The organism is Xylanimonas ulmi (assembly GCF_004216535.1).
Taxonomy (GTDB): domain Bacteria; phylum Actinomycetota; class Actinomycetes; order Actinomycetales; family Cellulomonadaceae; genus Xylanimonas; species Xylanimonas ulmi.
The window spans coordinates 2,931,504-2,946,598 of sequence record NZ_SGWX01000001.1; the positions used below are offsets into that span (position 1 = coordinate 2,931,504).

Consider the following 15,095-nt stretch of genomic DNA (forward strand, 5'->3'; position numbering starts at 1 on the left):
ATCGCCGCCATCGGGGTCGTGGCCGGCGCCGTGATGGACGGTGTGGGGCTGCGGGCCAACCGCGCGCACCGCCCACGATGTCCGATTTCCGCTAGCCCAGGCCGCGGGCCGCGCGTCAGGATGCTGGCATGGCCACCGTCAGCACCGACCCCTTCGCCGAGCGCTACCGCGCGATCGCCGCGCGCGACGCCCGGTTCGACGGCCAGTTCTTCACGGCGGTCCGCACGACGCGCGTCTACTGCCGCCCGTCGTGCCCGGCGCGCACCCCCAAGCCCGAGAACGTCACGTTCTACCTCACCCCGGCCGCCGCGCACGAGGCCGGGTACCGCGCGTGCAAACGCTGCCTGCCCGAGGCCGCGCCCGGCTCACCCGCCTGGAACCTGCGGCGCGACCTGGCCGGACGCGCGATGCGCCTGGTGGCCGACGGCGTCGTCGACCGCGAGGGGGTCGGCGGGCTCGCCCGGCGGCTCGGCTACAGCCCGCGGCAGGTGCAGCGCCTGCTCGTGGCGGAACTGGGCGCGGGCCCGCTCGCCCTCGCCCGCGCCCAGCGGGCGCAGACGGCGCGGGCGCTGCTCGTCGGCGCCGACCTTCCGCTCGCGGACGTCGCCTTCGCGGCCGGATTCGGGTCGATCCGCCAGTTCAACGAGACGATCCACGAGGTCTTCGCCACCACCCCCGGAGCGCTGCGCGCGTCGGCCGCGCGCGTCCATCGGGCGCGGACACACGGGACCGCCGCTGGCGCACACCCCCGGGTGACCGCCGCCGGGTGGACGCACGAGCCTGCTCGCACGTCCGCGCCCGCCGCGTCCACGACACCCGAGCCTGGTCCTCCGTCTGAGCCCGTCGCGCCCGTCGCGACCGACCCAGCCTCGCTCGATCCGGTGCGGCTCACGCTCCGGCTGCCCGTGCGCGCGCCGTTCGACGCCCCGGGGATCTTCTCCTTCCTGGCCGTCCGCGCGGTCGCGGGCGTGGAGTGCGCCTCGTCCGACGACGACGGCGCGCTGCGCTATGCGCGCACGCTCGCGCTCCCCCACGGGCCCGCCGCGGTCGAGGTCACGGCTACGCCGGACGGGTCCGGCGTGGGCTGGAGCCTGCGGCTGCGCGTCGAGCTCACCTCGCTCGCCGACGTCGCCACCGCCGTCACGCGAGTTCGACGGCTGTTCGACCTCGACGCCGACCCGGTCGCCGTCGACACGGCGCTCGCCGCCGACGCCGCGCTCGCGCCGCTGGTCGCCGCGACCCCCGGCATCCGCGTGCCGGGCGCCGTCGACCCGCACGAGCTCGTGGTCCGCGCGATCGTCGGCCAGCAGATCTCCGTGGCCGCGGCGCGCACGCACCTGGGACGCCTCGCGGCCCGGCTCGGAACGCCGTACCGATCCGGGTTCGACGGGTTGACGACACTCTTCCCCACACCCGCCGCGATCGCGGCAGACGTGCCCGTCCCCGTGCCCGGCAGCGACCAGGCCGCCGACCCCGCGCGCCCGCTGCGACTGCCCGCGCGCGGCGTGGCCGCCGTCGTCGGCGCGGCCACGGCGCTGGCCGACGGGAGCCTCACGGTCGACGTCGGCGCCGACGCCGACGAGTTGCGCAGCGCGCTCGTCGCCCTCCCCGGCGTCGGGCCGTGGACCGCCGCCTACGTCGCCATGCGTGTGTTGGGCGACCCGGACGCGTGGCTTGAGGGCGACGTCGCGCTGCTCGCCGGGGCGAGCGCGCTCGGCCTCGCGCCGCCGCCCGACCTGCCGGCGGGGCGCCGCCATCGCGACCTGGCCGCCCGCGCCGCCGCCTGGGCGCCGTGGCGCTCGTACGCGGCGATGCGCCTGTGGCAGGCCGCGGCGCCCTGACCGGCCCTGCCCTGCCCTCCCCTGACCGGACCATCGAGAGGAACCCTCATGCCTGCCGCACGCTCCGCCACCCTCGCCACCCCCGACGGCCCCTTCACCGTGGTCGTCGACGGTGACGCGGTGATCGCGTCCGGGTGGACCGACGACGTCGCCGCGCTGGTCGCGCTCGTGCACCCGTCGCTCCGGCCGGTCGCGGTCACGCCCGACGCTCCCCCAGCGAGCGCACCACCCCAGGTCTCGGGGTCCGGTCTCGCGGCCCCCGCCCTCACTGACGCCGTGCTGTGCGAGGCGGTCGCCGCGGTCGAGGGGTACTACGCCGGGCGCCTCGACGCGCCCAGCGCCGTGCCGGTGCGCCAGCGGTCGGGCGAGTTCCGCCAGCACGCGTGGGACGTGTTGCGCGGTGTGCGGCCGGGTGAGGTCGTGACCTACACCCAGTACGCGCTGCGGTCCGGGCGGCCCGCGGCGGTGCGCGCGGCGGCTGGCGCCTGCGCGATGAACGCGGCCGCGCTGTTCGTGCCGTGCCACCGCGTGCTGCGCACGGACGGAACCCTGGGCGGGTTTCGCTACGGCTTGTCGGTCAAGGAGTCATTGCTCGCGCGCGAGGGCTCGCGGTAGCGCCCGAGGGGGCGCGACAGGTCGTCGACCTCCAGGTCCTGGGAGCGCACCTTGCCCGTGCGGAAGCCCGCACGTCCGACCATGTGCGCCGCGACCGGGCTCGTCAGCAGTTGGAACACCACGACCAACGCCAGCAGCGTCAGCGCGGTGGCGCTGCGCAGCCGCAACGCGACCGCCGTCAGCAAGAGGATCAGGCCGAGCACCTGCGGCTTGGTCACCGCATGCATTCGCGCGAGCAGGTTGGCGAACCGCAGCACGCCGACACCTGCGGAGAACGTCAGGAACGCGCCCAACAGCAGGCAGACCGCCGCGGCGATGTCGGCCAACGCGGTCCAGAACCCCGGTTCGACGTGGGTCATCGCGACTCGTCCCCTCTCGGCGCGCGCGACGGATCGTCCCGCGATGTGTCGGGCTGCGGGCCGTCGGAGGATGGTGGGACGGACGCGGCGTCGTCGGCGCCCGTGGGGCGTGCGCCGCCCGCGCGGCGGCGCGGCGCGTCGAGCGCGTCGAGGGCGGCCTGACGGGCGGCGTCCTCGGCGGCGACCTCCTCGGCCGTGCGGATGCGGCCCTCGCCCTCGGGCTCGACGGCGGCGAACCGCGCGATCGTCACCGAGCCCACGAACCCGACGAGCGAGAGCACCACGAGGATCGGGATCGACTCGGTGCGCCGCGACCACGCGGCCTCGACCGCGACGGCGCCGACGATCGTCGTCGTCAGCAGGTCGAAGGCGACCGTGCGGTCGAGCATCGACGGGCCGCGCTCAACCCGGACGAGCGCGAGGGCGGCGGCGGCGGCGATCATCGCGGTCGCCACGATCACGACGACGATCATGGCCGCTCCTCGGGACGGGGGGCGTCGGGGCTCGGCGCCTGCCCGGACACGGTCTCGCCCGAACCGGCGGGGACAGGGGGCGCCGCGAGGCCGGCGCGGGCCAGGTCGGCCCGCGAGGCGAAGGCGCGCAGGACGCGCTCCTCAAGGTGCAGGGTCTGCTCGCGGACCGCGTCGGGGCCACCCGCCGCGTCCAGGTCGAGCACGTGCAGGTACAGCGTCGCCGTCCGCGTGTCGGCCTCGACCACGAGCGATCCGGGCACCAGCGACGACAGCTCGGCCGTCATCGCGAAGAACACGTCCGGCGCCGGGCGCAGCGGCACCGCCACGACGCCCCCGCGTGGGGAGGTTCCGGGCCGCAGCGCCGTCCACGCCACCTGGAACGAGGCCACCACGAGGTCCGCGGCGAACCGCGCCCCCAGGATGACCGCGCGCCACGGGCGCAGTGCGGCGCGCACGCCCACGGGTGGCAGCGGCAGCAGCGCCACGACGACCAGGCCCGCCAGCAGGCCCGCGAGGAACGTCCCCCAGGTGATCGACCCCCACAGCGCCATCCACAGCACCCCCAGCAGCAGGACCGACGGCCACTGGGCGGCCACGCGGCGCAGCCGGTTGCGGCGGGTCGGTGTCAGGTGCGGCATCAGCCCCCCACCTCCGCGGTCTTGGCCTCGGAGCCGAGGTCGGCCGACTCGCCGACGCCCCGCTCGCCGCCTCCGGGGAACACGGCCTCGATGTAGCCCCGCGTGCCGACCAGAGTGCTGGCGGCCCGCTGCGCGTACCCGTACACGGGCCCCGCGAACACCGTGAGCGCGAGGCCGAACGCCACCAGCGCCGCCGTGGGCGCCACCATGCCACGCGGCAGTCGCGTCTCCTCGCGCACGGTCGGCTCCAGGTCCTCGGGCGCCGTCTGCCAGAACGCCTTGTTCCACGCCTTGACCAGCGCGTACAGCGTCAGCAGCGAGGTCACGACCGACCCGACCACGAGCGTCCACGCCAGCGGCGTGCCGCTGCGCACACCCGCCTCCAACAGGCCCACCTTGCCCAGGAACCCGGACAGGGGCGGGATGCCCGCGAGGTTCATCGCGGGGATGAAGAACAGGACCGCCAGCCCCGGCGCGACGCGCGCGAGACCGCCGAGCCGGTCGAGCGACGTCGTGCCTCCGCGCCGCTCGACCAGGCCCACCACGAGGAACAGCGTGGTCTGCACGGTGATGTGGTGCACGACGTAGAAGATCGCCGCGGCCGTCCCGGCCGTCCCGGCGATCGAGACGCCGAAGATCATGAACCCGATGTGGCTGACCAGGGTGAATGACAGCAGACGTTTGATGTCGTCCTGCGCGACGGCGCCGAGGATGCCCACGAGCATCGTCAGCAGCGCGAGCACCATGAGCACCTGGTCCACGCGCACGGAGCCCGCGCCCGACGCCGGGAACAGCAGCGTCTGGGTGCGGATGATCGCGTAGACGCCCACCTTGGTCAGCAAGCCCGCGAACACCGCCGTGACGGGCGCGGGCGCCGTCGGGTAGGAGTCCGGCAGCCACGCCGACAGCGGGAAGATCGCGGCCTTGATGCCGAACCCGAGCAGCAGCAGGAGTTGGATGCCCAGGCGCACGGCCGGGTCGACGTCGGGCAGCCGCTCGGCGACCTGCGCGAGGTTGACCGTGCCCGTGGCCGCGTAGACCAGCCCGACCGCGGTGAGGAACACGATCGAGCTGAGCAGCGCGACGACGACGTACACGCTGCCGACCCGGATCCGGTCCCCCGTGCCGCCGAGCGTGAGCAGCACGTAGGAGGCCGCGAGCAGCACCTCGAACCCGACGTAGAGGTTGAACAGGTCGCCCGCGAGGAACGCGCCGCCCACGCCCGCGGCGAGCACCAGGAACGTCGGGTGGTAGATCGCGACGGGCAGCAGGTCGCGGCGGTCGGCTTCGTCGGGGTCGCCGCTGCCGCCGTCGGCGGCGCGCGGCTCGCCGGGCACGCCCTCACCCACCATGTCGACGTCGTCGCTGCCGTCGGCGACGCCCTGGGCCATCGAGTACAGCAGCACGCACAGCAGGACGACGCCGCTGACCAGCAGCATGAGCGCGGCGAGCCGGTCGGCGACCAGGTTGATGCCCACGGGCACGGCCCAGTCGCCGATGACGGCGACGACGGGGCCGGAGTCGGCCGCCACGACGAGCACGGCCGCCGTGACGACGACGACGCTGAGTGCGACGACCGAGATGACGCGCTGGACGCGCGCGTAACGGTGCAGCGCGAGCGTGAGCCCGGCCGCGAGCAGCGGGACGAGCGCCGGCAGCGGCAGCAGCGAGGCCGCGGACCATGTCACGGGCGCTCACCCCCGCGCGAGCCGGGCGCGTCGTCGGCAGGGCCGTCGGGCGGGCCGTCGGCAGACCCGCCGGGCGCCTCGCCGGCCGCCGTCAGGCTCTCCTCGATGTCGTCGTGGATCTCGGCCGCCTCCTCGTCGAGCGTCTCACCGGTCTCGGCCGCGTCGACGTCGGCGTACGCCGCCTCGTTGCGCGCGGCACGGCGGGCGATGCGGCGGTCCTCGTCGTCGTCCTGGACCTCGTCGTGGCCGTTGAGCTGCCAGGACCGATACGCCATGGCCAGCACGAACGCGGTCAGCGCGAGCGTGATGACGATCGAGGTCAGCACCATGGCCTGGGCGAGCGGGTCGCTGAGCCGCACGGCGGGGTCGGCGTTGCCCACGATGGGCGCGGCGCCCGCGCGCCCGCCCGCGATGAGCAGCGCGAGGTTCGCGCCGTTGCCCACCAGCACGAACCCGAGCAGCACGCGCGTCAGCGAGCGTTCGAGCAGCAGGTAGACGCCGACGGCGAACAGCACGCCGACCGCCACGACCAGCGCGGCCGAGGGGACGTTGTCGAGCACGATCATCCGGCCCTCACCGCCCCCACACCGCGCCGCGGCCTGCGGCCCCGGCGCCGCCCTCGATCTCGCCCTGGTGGTCGATCTCGGCGCCGAGGGAGCGCAGGATGTCGAGCACCAGGCCGATGACGACCAGGAACACCCCCAGGTCGAAGACCAGCGACGTCACCACGTGCACCGACCCGAAGACCGGCAGGTGCAGGTCCACGATGAAGCTCTCCAGCGCGTGCTGCCCGGCCAGCAGGGTCACGAGCCCGACGCCGGCCGACAGCACCAGGCCCGTGCCCAGCACGCGGCCGGGGTGCACGGGCGCGGCCTCGCCCAACTCGTACCGCCCGCCGGCGAGGTAGCGCACGGCCAGGGCCAGGCCCACCACGAGCCCCGCGGCGAACCCGCCGCCGGGCGCGTTGTGCCCTCGGAACAGCAGGAACAGGGCGAAGACGATCATGGCGTGGAAGACGACGCGCGTGACCACCTCGAACATGATGGAGCGCCGCTCCGGGGCCAGGGTGGGGCCCGCGACGATCCACGTGGTCGAGCGCGCGATGGGCGCCGTGCCCGACGCCGTGCCCGACGCCGTGCCCGACGCCGTGCGCGGGCGCAGCGCGCGCGCGTCGTCGCGCAGGCGTGGCACGCGGCCCGAGCGCTGGCGCAGGAACACGAGCGAGGCCACGCCGGTCGCGGCGACCAGCAGGACCGAGATCTCGCCCACGGTGTCCCAGGCGCGCACGTCGACCAGGGTCACGTTGACGACATTGCGCCCCCCGCCCCAGGTGACCGCCTCGGACGGGAAGTCGACCGAGATGGGCAGGTGCGTGCGGGCCAGGGGCGCGGCGGTGACCAGCAGCATCATCACGAGCCCGACCCCCACCCCGATCGCGAGCCGCACCCAGCGGCTCGCGGCCAGCGGCCGGTTGGAGAAGTATCCGGGCAGCCGCCGCAGCACCAGCACCATGACCACGAGCGTCACGGTCTCGGTCAGCACCTGGGTCAGCGCGAGGTCCGGCGCCCCATGCAGCAGGAACAGCACGGCGTTGCCGTACCCGGTGACCCCGACGAGGAACACGGCCTTGAGACGGCGTCGGGCGCGGGCGGCGAGCACCGCCGCCGCGGCGATGACCGCCACGACGACGAGTTGCACGGGTCGGTCAAAAGGCACCAGGGTCAGCGGCCCGAGCGTGAACGCGTCGGCTCGCCCGACGGCGTCCTGCGTGCCGGGCAGCGTGGCCCCGCGCAGCCCCCAGGCGAGCGCGACGCCGGGGCCCGCGATGAGGACCAGCAGGATCACGCCGAGGTAGAACGGCAGCGAGCCGCGCTGGGTCTGGCCGGTGACGTCGGCGGCGAAGTCGTCGAGGCGGCGCATCGTGCGCCGGTAGACGAGGTCGGCGCCCAGCGGGGACCACAGCCGCTCTTGCAGGCGCTCGATCCGCTCGCGCTGCCAGAACGCGGCCGCCCCGAGCGCGAGCACCCCGAGGGTCACGAAGACCGTCGGCGTCAGGCCCGCCCACAGCGTCAGGTGCCCCGGCTCGCCCGTCGGGTAGGTGTCCGCGTGCGGCGCCAACAGGCGGTCGCCGACCTGTGGCGCCAGCGCGACCACGAGGCCCAGCACCGCGAGCACAAACGGCGGCGCGGCCAGCAGCAGCGGGGGGCGGCGCACCACACCCGAGGCGGGCGGCGCCACGATCGAGCCCGCGGCGGGCGTCGCGGCGGCCGGGCTCGCGGCGGCCGGGCTCGCGGCGGCCGGGCTCGCCGTCGTCGCCGCCGGCGTCATCCCGCCCTCGACCGAGATCGTCCCCAGGGACACGGGCTCGACCATCTGCACCACGGGCGTCACCTTCGCGCGGCGCCCGAACGCGCCCCAGGCGAACCGCAGCCCGTAGGCGACGGTCAGCGCCGAGCCGAGCGCGACGACGACGGTCAGGACCTTGCCGAGCGGGTCGTCGCCGTGCGCCCACGCCTCGAGCGCGGCCTCCTTGGCCACGTACCCGGCGAACGGCGGCAGGCCGATCATCGACGCCGTCGCGAGGATGCCCGCGGCGGCCGTGAGCGGCAGCTGGCGTGCGAGCCCGGCCAGTCGCCGCAGGTCGCGCGTGCCGGTCGCGGCGTCGACCACGCCGACCACGAGGAACAGGGACGCCTTGAACATCGCGTGCGCCCCGAGCAGGGCGAGCCCGGCCAGCGCTGCGCCGCGCGTGCCGTAGCCCAGCAGCAGCACGAGCAGGCCGAGCTGCGACACCGTGCCGAAGGCGAGCACGAGTTTGAGGTCGTGCTGACGCAGGGCGCGGTATCCGCCCAGCAGCAGCGTCGCCGAGCCGACGACCACCACCACCCACCGCCAGGCGGCCAGGCCTGAGAACGCGGGCGCGAACCGCCCCACCAGGTAGATGCCCGCCTTGACCATCGCGGCCGCGTGCAGGTACGCCGACACCGGCGTGGGGGCGGCCATCGCCGCCGGCAGCCAGAAGTGCGCCGGCACCTGTGCGGACTTGGTCATGGCCCCGGCCAGCAGGCACAGCGCGGCCACGACGGCGGGCGCCCCGGTGGGCGGGTCGGCCAGCACCTCGGACACGCGCCACGTGTCGGCCGCGACCCCCAGCACGACGATCCCGACCAGCATCGTCAGGCCGCCCGCGGTCGTGACGACGATCGCCTGCATGGCCGCGCGCCGCGAGGCCTTGCGCTCCGCGTGATGGCCGATCAGCAGGTAGGAGAAGACCGTCGTCAGCTCCCAGAACACGAACATGAGCAGCAGGTCGTCCGCGGTGACCAGACCGGCCATGGCGCCCGCGAACGCGACCAGCACGCCCGCGAACTTGGACATGCCGACCGCGCCGCGCGCGAAGTACGCGCTGCAGTACAGCAGCACGAGCGCCCCCACGGCGCCCACCACGAGCAGCATGAGCCACGACAGGGTGTCGAGCCGGAAGTCGAGCGCGAGGCCGAGGGAGGGCACCCACTCCAGGCGTTCGGTCGGGCCGTCGCCGCGGACCACCGCCCCGGTCTGCGACAGCGCGTACCCGGCGGCCGCGGCGGGACCGCTGGCCAGCACCCAGAAGGCCCTGCGCCCGAGCCACGCGACGAGTGCGGACGCGGCCAGAGCCAGCAGCAGATGGACGCAGACGATGATCAGCACGGGCGCCTACAGGTCGTCCGGGTCGACAAGGAAGTCCGACTCGTCGGCGATCTCGCCTCCCGCGGCGTCCCAGAGCGCGCGGGCCACACGCGCGACGAGCTCGGCGGCGCGCTTGCGCGCGACCAGGTGGCTGTGCGGCGGGCGCTCGCGGTTGGCCTCGATGAGGTCCGGTGGGTCCCAGTGCACGCGGTAGGAGACGCAGCCGCCGCGCGTCCAGGGCAGATCGCGCAGCAGGGGCGGGACGGTCTCGGCGCCGATGACCTCGACCGCGAGGTAGCCGTCGTGCCCGAGGTCGACGACGACGCCGAACCCGTCGAGCACGTGCGGCTCCTGGAGCGCGGCGATGTCCCAGTCGTCGGCCGCGGCGTGCAGACGCCGACGCTCCTGCGGGTCCATGGTGTCGCCCGGGTACAGCGGCAGCTCCGCGATGCCGGGCGGCGGGCCTTGGTACGGCGCGCCCTCGGTCGCGAGCACCGCGCGCGGGTGCACGCTCTGGATCACGCGGTGGCACGCCTGCGGGTCGAGCCACACGTCGGAGTAGAGCGTCAGGTCGACGGCCGAGGCCGGGTCGGGGGTCAGGACGACGCCGGCGCCGACACGCGCCGCGGCGGCCGGGGCCGGGTCGTCCCACATGCCGGCGACGTCGAGCCGCACCGCCCCGCCGAGGCGGCGGCAGGCGGCGATCAGCCATGTGATGACGCGGTCCTCCTCGCGGTTGGGCACGCCCGCGGGGAACGCCCGCGCGATCCCGTCCTTGTCGCCGCCCTCGGCCGGGGGCGGGTCGGGCCACCGCTCGCGCGGGCACACGACGTCGAACACCATCGCGGTCCCGGAGGGCAGACCGGCGTCGAAGCCGCGGCCGGCGGGGGCATAGGGGCCGGTCAGGGTCGTGTGCCGACTCACGCGCAGCACCCCGGGCTCGCCTGGTCCGGCCATGCGCCCCATGGGCACGTCGGCGCCGGGAAGGTCGCGTGGCACGACCTCCCACCGGGTGGTCGCGAACCGTGACAGGGCCAGCACCTCGACCTCGTCGACCTCGACATCGGCGGGGAGCGCGAGCAGGTGGCGGGCCTCGTGGCCGCGTGTCACGGTGCGGGGGAGGGCGGGGTAGGCCGCGGTGTCACCGGCGGTCTGGCCCATGCGTCGCAGCTCCTTCCGTGAGGGCAGGGGCGCAAAACGTTGTCTCGCGCCTTCGTGGCGCGACCGAGCGTAGCGGCGCCTGGGCGTTTGCCCTCCCTCGCTGCGCACAGGAGGCTGAGTGCTCACCCCGCTCCCTCCCTCGGGCTCACACCGCGGTCCGGTGGAAGCTCTGCCACGATCGGCTCGCCGTCGGGCCCCGCTGACCCTGGTAGCGCGAGCCGTATTGCGAGGCGCCGTACGGGTGCTCGGCCGGGCTCGACAGCCGGAAGAAGCACGTCTGGCCGATCTTCATGCCCGGCCAGAGCATGATCGGCAGCGTGGCGACATTGCTCAGCTCCAGCGTGACGTGGCCGCTGAAGCCCGGGTCGATGAAGCCCGCCGTGCTGTGCGTCAGCAGGCCCAGCCGCCCGAGGCTCGACTTGCCCTCCAGGCGGGCCGCGACGTCGTCGGGCAGCGTGATCGACTCGTACGTCGAGCCGAGCACGAACTCGCCCGGGTGCAGCACGAACGGCTCGTCGCCTGTGACCTCGACCAGGCGAGTCAGGTCGGGCTGCTCCTGGGACGGGTCGATGTAGGGGTACTTGTGGTTGTCGAACAGCCGGAAGTAGCGGTCCAGGCGCACGTCGATGCTCGACGGCTGGAGCATGCCCGGCTCGTACGGGTCCAAGACGACGCGACCTGCGTCGAGCTCGGCGCGGATGTCACGGTCGGAGAGCAGCACGGAGCCACCGTAACGGCCCGCCGCCGAAGGCGCGGAACGGGGTCGCTATGAGACGCCGGTTCGGCCGCGGCGCCCGCAATGGGTATGATCGCACCCGCACGCACCGATGACCGGTGCGGCTGCGCGGGTGTAGTTCAATGGTAGAACTTCAGCTTCCCAAGCTGACAGCGCGGGTTCGATTCCCGTCACCCGCTCCAGCGCCTCAGGGCCCGGCCGTCATGGCCGGGCCCTTGTGCGTGGGCGCAGGCGCACATCAGGCATGGTCGGCGCCCGCAGCGGGCCGCCGTCGTACCCGCGCACCTGCCCGAAGCGCCGCGACGGCGCCCCCGCGGTGTACTGGGTGGCCACCCCGGCGGCGTCGGCGGGGTCGTCGGCGACCTGGGCCATCCACTCGTCGCGCGCCCGCGCGACGTCGTCGTGCGAGCGGCCGACGAAGTTCCACCACATGACGATGTCCTCGCCGAACGGAACTCCACCCAGCAGCACCGCACGTGCGGGACTCGGCCCCGCCTCGATGACGAGGCGCCGCTGGCCCGGGCCGACGTAGCCGAGCTGGTCGCGCGGCACGGCCATGCCCTGCAGCCGCACCTGGCCCGCGTCGGTGAGCACGGCGTGCTCGAAGTCCGGGTCGGCGTCGAGCGTGAGGCGCGCGCCCGGGGCGAGGTCGACCTGCGCGCCGACGAGCGGGGTGTACGCGGTGGCGGGTGAGGCCAGGCGGGCGCCGCCCACGGTGAGCGCGCCGAGGAACACCTGCACCCGCGCGCCGTCCGCCTGCGCGACGGGCAGGTCCGCGTGGTGCTCGAAGTGCGGCGCGGCGCCGAGCGCCGACGCGGGCAGCGCCGTCCACAGCTGCACGCCGTGCAGCACCGGTGGGCGGCCGGCCTGGGGCGACTCCTCGGAGTGCGAGATGCCGACGCCGGCCGTCATGAGGTTGAGCTCGCCGGGACGCACCGCCACGAGCGACCCGACCGAGTCGCGGTGCAGGATCTCGCCCTCGAACAGCCATGTCACGGTCTGCAGGCCCGTGTGGGGGTGGGGCGCCACCTGCATGCCGGCGGACTGCGAGACGTCGTCGGGTCCGAAGTGGTCGCAGAAGCACCACGCCCCGACCAACGACCGCGCGCGCTGCGGGATGGTGCGGCGCACCGTCATCGAGCGCGTGCCGCCCAGCGGCACCTGCCGCGCGGTGAGCAACTCGACGCCGTCGCCCGACACCCCCGCCACACAGACCTGTTCCTCGGGGCGCGCGTCGAGGTTGCTCATGACACGACACTATCGACGTGGGGCCGGACGCGGGATCTGGCGGCGGGCCCCCCTGCGGTGGACGCGGTGGCGCCCGGCCGGGCATGGCCGAGGCCCCCCGGGAACGCCGGGGGGCCTCGGAGTCCTCCGCGGACCCTGGCCAGGGGTGGACACCGATCGCCAGGGGCGCCGCGCGTCGACGACGCGGCTCCGGCGGCCGTCGGGCAGAGGGCCGGTCCTCGCGAGGGACCCCCCGACCCGTTCACCACGGCCCTCCGGACGCGGGTGGTCTTCCGGCCCCGCTCGGACACCTGCGTCGTCACCCGCAGCCCGCACCGCGGTACGGGATGGTCCGTCGTTCTCCGGTTGACCGTGTCTCTGGGCGACGGCAAGCCCCGCCGAATCGGGTGGGGTGGACCGTCGCCATGGAGACCAGTAGCCACGATTCAAGCCCCCTGACCGCGGCCGTGCAAGGGGGCCGGGCGCGGTCTGTGACCCTGTGGATAGTCCCACAACGTCGTCCACAGGCTATGCCGCGGAATCCCCACACCGTCCACAGCCCTGGGGACAAAAGATGTGGACGCCGGGTGAACGAAGAGCGTCCGACGACGGCGCCCGTCGCGTCGCGGGGCCACCCCGAGGCGGGTCCACCGGCGCCGCGACGGCCGCGGAGCGCGACGACGGACGAGTGTCGCCTTTGCGGCAGTCGGAGAGCGGATCTCGGATCTTGTGGTACGCGAACCGCATGATCACGCGGCGAAAGCGGCCACGAAGCGCCCGCGCGGCGCTCGCCGCGCCCGCCCGGGTTCCCGCCCCTCGAACGCCCTCCCGCCGGCGCCGCGCCCCTGACGCGCCCCCATCGCGCCCTCACGGCGCACGCCGGTGTGCTATGTGGACGCCCGGTGGATAACAGTTTGCGCAGGTGAGTCCCGCTGTCGGCGCCTATCCACACAACCCTGTGGACACAGCCTGTGGATACTCGCCGGACCCGTCCACCGCCGCCCGCGCGTGGCCTGGCCTCAGACCCAGGCGCGCGCCTGGTGGTGGCGCCCCTCGACGCGCGCGGCCAGTTCGGCGCCCGTCGCGACGAACCCGCCGTCGTCGACCAGGACGCCCGCGATGCGCGCCTGCAGCGCCGTCGCCAGCCGCGCCACGATGGTGGACATCCGTCCGCGGGCGATCAGGTGCAGCCCCGAGGGGTGCTCGGTCCGCAGTTCGTCGGGGTCCTGCGGGATCCATGACAGGTGGTAGGCGAACGGGCCGTACGCCCGCCACTCAAGCACCCCCAGGGCGCGCGGCACGCGGTCGACGTGCGCGACGCGCACCCGCAGGTCGCCGTCGTAGGAGGTGCGCGCGCGGATGGCGTAGGAGAGCGAGCCGTCGGCGCTCGTCGCGCGCTCCTCGGGCTCGGCGGTCGCGACCAGGCCGCGCACCTGGCCGAGCAGGTCGGCGGGATCGAGCGCGTGGGCCGAGTACAGCGACAGGTCGACCGCGGCGCCCGGGTCTGGGGCGAGCGGCGTGCGGCCGTCGACCAGCACCGCCCCGCCGAGCTTGCGGGCCACCGCGACGGCCCACCGCACCACGCGCAGCTCCTCGCCCTCGGGCAGGCCCGCGGCGAAGGCCCGGCTCAGGCCGTCACGGTCGTCGTACGTCGCCGGCCGCTGCGTGCGCTCGGCGCGGACCGGGTCGACGGGCGCGATGGTCCATGCGCGAAAGCCGTGCTGCGCGGCGCGCGCGCCCAGCGCCGCGGCGCGGTCGGCGTCGACGGGGAACGGTCCCGTCAGCGTGTGCCGCTCCCCCAACCGCAGCACACCGGGCTCAGGGTCAGGGTCGACGTCAGGCGTCGCGCCCCGGAACCGCGCGCCGCGCGGGCGCGGCGCCGGCGGACCGGACGGCTCGCGCAGCCAGGCGGCGTCCGAGAACCACGCCGCGGCGAGGCCGGGCATCGCGGCGTGCGGGGCCTGCGCCGTGGAGTCTGCGAGATCGGGGACGACGAGCGTGTGGTCGGCCGCGCGCTCGGGTGGCGCGGCGGCCTCGGGCTGTGGCATGCGGGGAACGGTAGCGCCCACGCCGACGGCGCGGAACCTCTCCCCGCCGCAGCGGGCGCCCTACGCGCCGACGTCGTGCAGGTGGTGGACCACGTCGTGCAGGAAGTACTGCCCGAGCGTGCGGACGGTGAACCGCGACCCGTTGGAGCGCCGCCCGGGGCGTTCGAGCCGCTGCGGCCCGACGGCGTCGAACCGCGCGGCGATCGCCTCGCCGTCGGCCGCCAGCCCGCGCGTGACCTCGGCCGGGTCCTGGCTCGCGTAGTCGGCCTCGACGGCGGCGGCGTCCTGGTCCCAGTTGGCGAACGTCGGATCGTCGTGCGCGAGCATCGCGGCCAGGCGGGAGTCGAAGACCCGGAACACGTCGCGCACGTGCGCGGCGTACTCGAGCGGCGACCAGACGCCGGGGGCCGGACGCGTGCGCACATCCTGGCGTGTGAGCACCGCGGACCAGCGCGGGAGCGTCGCGCGCACCGCGTCGCCCACGCCCAGTGGGTCCGCCGCGGCCGCGTCGAAGCCGCACTCGGGGCAGGGGCGCTCCAGGACCCAGGTCCAGTCCTTGGTGTCGGGATCGATCTCGGGATCGATCTCGGGCACGGTCTCGTCGTTGCGCATCCTCGCAGCGTACGGCCACTTTCCGGGC

At 75.1% G+C, this 15,095-nt stretch carries 13 protein-coding genes and 1 tRNA gene; 3 read left to right on the forward strand and 11 right to left on the reverse strand.

The genetic code is table 11. The features are described from left to right. Window positions 1-128: 128 nt before the first annotated feature. Together EV386_RS13585 and EV386_RS13590 are read left to right on the forward strand one after the other, a co-directional pair. Window positions 129-1,841, forward strand: coding sequence for an AlkA N-terminal domain-containing protein (locus tag EV386_RS13585; RefSeq protein WP_130415816.1), 1,713 nt, complete (start codon window positions 129-131; stop codon window positions 1,839-1,841). A 48-nt stretch (window positions 1,842-1,889) separates the two neighbouring features. Further along, the gene (locus tag EV386_RS13590) at window positions 1,890-2,456 is read left to right on the forward strand and encodes a methylated-DNA--[protein]-cysteine S-methyltransferase (protein ID WP_130415818.1); all 567 of its coding nucleotides are present in this window, start codon (window positions 1,890-1,892) and stop codon (window positions 2,454-2,456) included. On the opposite strand, the gene mnhG is transcribed toward EV386_RS13590, so the two are convergent. The 8 genes from mnhG to dcd all read right to left on the reverse strand — a co-directional run bounded on the left by mnhG (window position 2,405) and on the right by dcd (window position 11,165). Continuing rightward, entirely contained in the window at window positions 2,405-2,815 is a 411-nt protein-coding gene (mnhG, locus tag EV386_RS13595; RefSeq protein WP_130415820.1) for a monovalent cation/H(+) antiporter subunit G, read from the reverse strand. The two genes, EV386_RS13590 and mnhG, sit on opposite strands and share 52 nt — an antisense overlap. Further along, window positions 2,812-3,288, reverse strand: a complete 477-nt coding sequence (locus EV386_RS13600; RefSeq protein ID WP_130415822.1) for an MrpF/PhaF family protein — start codon at window positions 3,286-3,288, stop codon at window positions 2,812-2,814. Before EV386_RS13600 ends, mnhG begins: the two co-directional genes overlap by 4 nt. Further along, window positions 3,285-3,926 (reverse strand): Na+/H+ antiporter subunit E, encoded by a 642-nt coding sequence (locus EV386_RS13605; protein WP_130415824.1) that lies wholly within the window; start codon window positions 3,924-3,926, stop codon window positions 3,285-3,287. The genes EV386_RS13600 and EV386_RS13605 overlap by 4 nt, the downstream gene beginning before the upstream one ends. Continuing rightward, window positions 3,926-5,614, reverse strand: a complete 1,689-nt coding sequence (locus EV386_RS13610; RefSeq protein ID WP_130415826.1) for a Na+/H+ antiporter subunit D — start codon at window positions 5,612-5,614, stop codon at window positions 3,926-3,928. Before EV386_RS13610 ends, EV386_RS13605 begins: the two co-directional genes overlap by 1 nt. After that, window positions 5,611-6,180, reverse strand: coding sequence for a Na(+)/H(+) antiporter subunit C (locus EV386_RS13615; RefSeq protein ID WP_130415828.1), 570 nt, complete (start codon window positions 6,178-6,180; stop codon window positions 5,611-5,613). Before EV386_RS13615 ends, EV386_RS13610 begins: the two co-directional genes overlap by 4 nt. 7 nt (window positions 6,181-6,187) lie before the next feature. Then, the gene (locus tag EV386_RS13620) at window positions 6,188-9,304 is read right to left on the reverse strand and encodes a Na+/H+ antiporter subunit A (RefSeq protein ID WP_130415830.1); all 3,117 of its coding nucleotides are present in this window, start codon (window positions 9,302-9,304) and stop codon (window positions 6,188-6,190) included. A 6-nt stretch (window positions 9,305-9,310) separates the two neighbouring features. After that, entirely contained in the window at window positions 9,311-10,444 is a 1,134-nt protein-coding gene (locus tag EV386_RS13625) for a hypothetical protein (protein ID WP_130415832.1), read from the reverse strand. A 145-nt stretch (window positions 10,445-10,589) separates the two neighbouring features. Further along, on the reverse strand, window positions 10,590-11,165 hold the full coding sequence (dcd, locus tag EV386_RS13630) for a dCTP deaminase (protein ID WP_130415834.1): 576 nt from the start codon (window positions 11,163-11,165) through the stop codon (window positions 10,590-10,592). A 123-nt stretch (window positions 11,166-11,288) separates the two neighbouring features. Here dcd and EV386_RS13635 point away from each other — a divergent pair. Continuing rightward, window positions 11,289-11,362 (forward strand) — tRNA-Gly (locus EV386_RS13635). Between the two features lie 19 nt (window positions 11,363-11,381). Here EV386_RS13635 and EV386_RS13640 read toward each other — a convergent pair. The 3 genes from EV386_RS13640 to EV386_RS13650 form a co-directional block, all read right to left on the reverse strand. Continuing rightward, window positions 11,382-12,428 carry a pirin family protein gene (locus EV386_RS13640; RefSeq protein WP_130415836.1) on the reverse strand — a complete coding sequence of 349 codons (1,047 nt, stop codon included), beginning with the start codon at window positions 12,426-12,428 and terminating at the stop codon, window positions 11,382-11,384. A gap of 998 nt (window positions 12,429-13,426) precedes the next feature. Beyond that, entirely contained in the window at window positions 13,427-14,455 is a 1,029-nt protein-coding gene (locus tag EV386_RS13645; RefSeq protein ID WP_242607968.1) for a hypothetical protein, read from the reverse strand. Between the two features lie 60 nt (window positions 14,456-14,515). Continuing rightward, window positions 14,516-15,067 carry a DinB family protein gene (locus tag EV386_RS13650; protein WP_130415838.1) on the reverse strand — a complete coding sequence of 184 codons (552 nt, stop codon included), beginning with the start codon at window positions 15,065-15,067 and terminating at the stop codon, window positions 14,516-14,518. Window positions 15,068-15,095 lie beyond the last annotated feature (28 nt).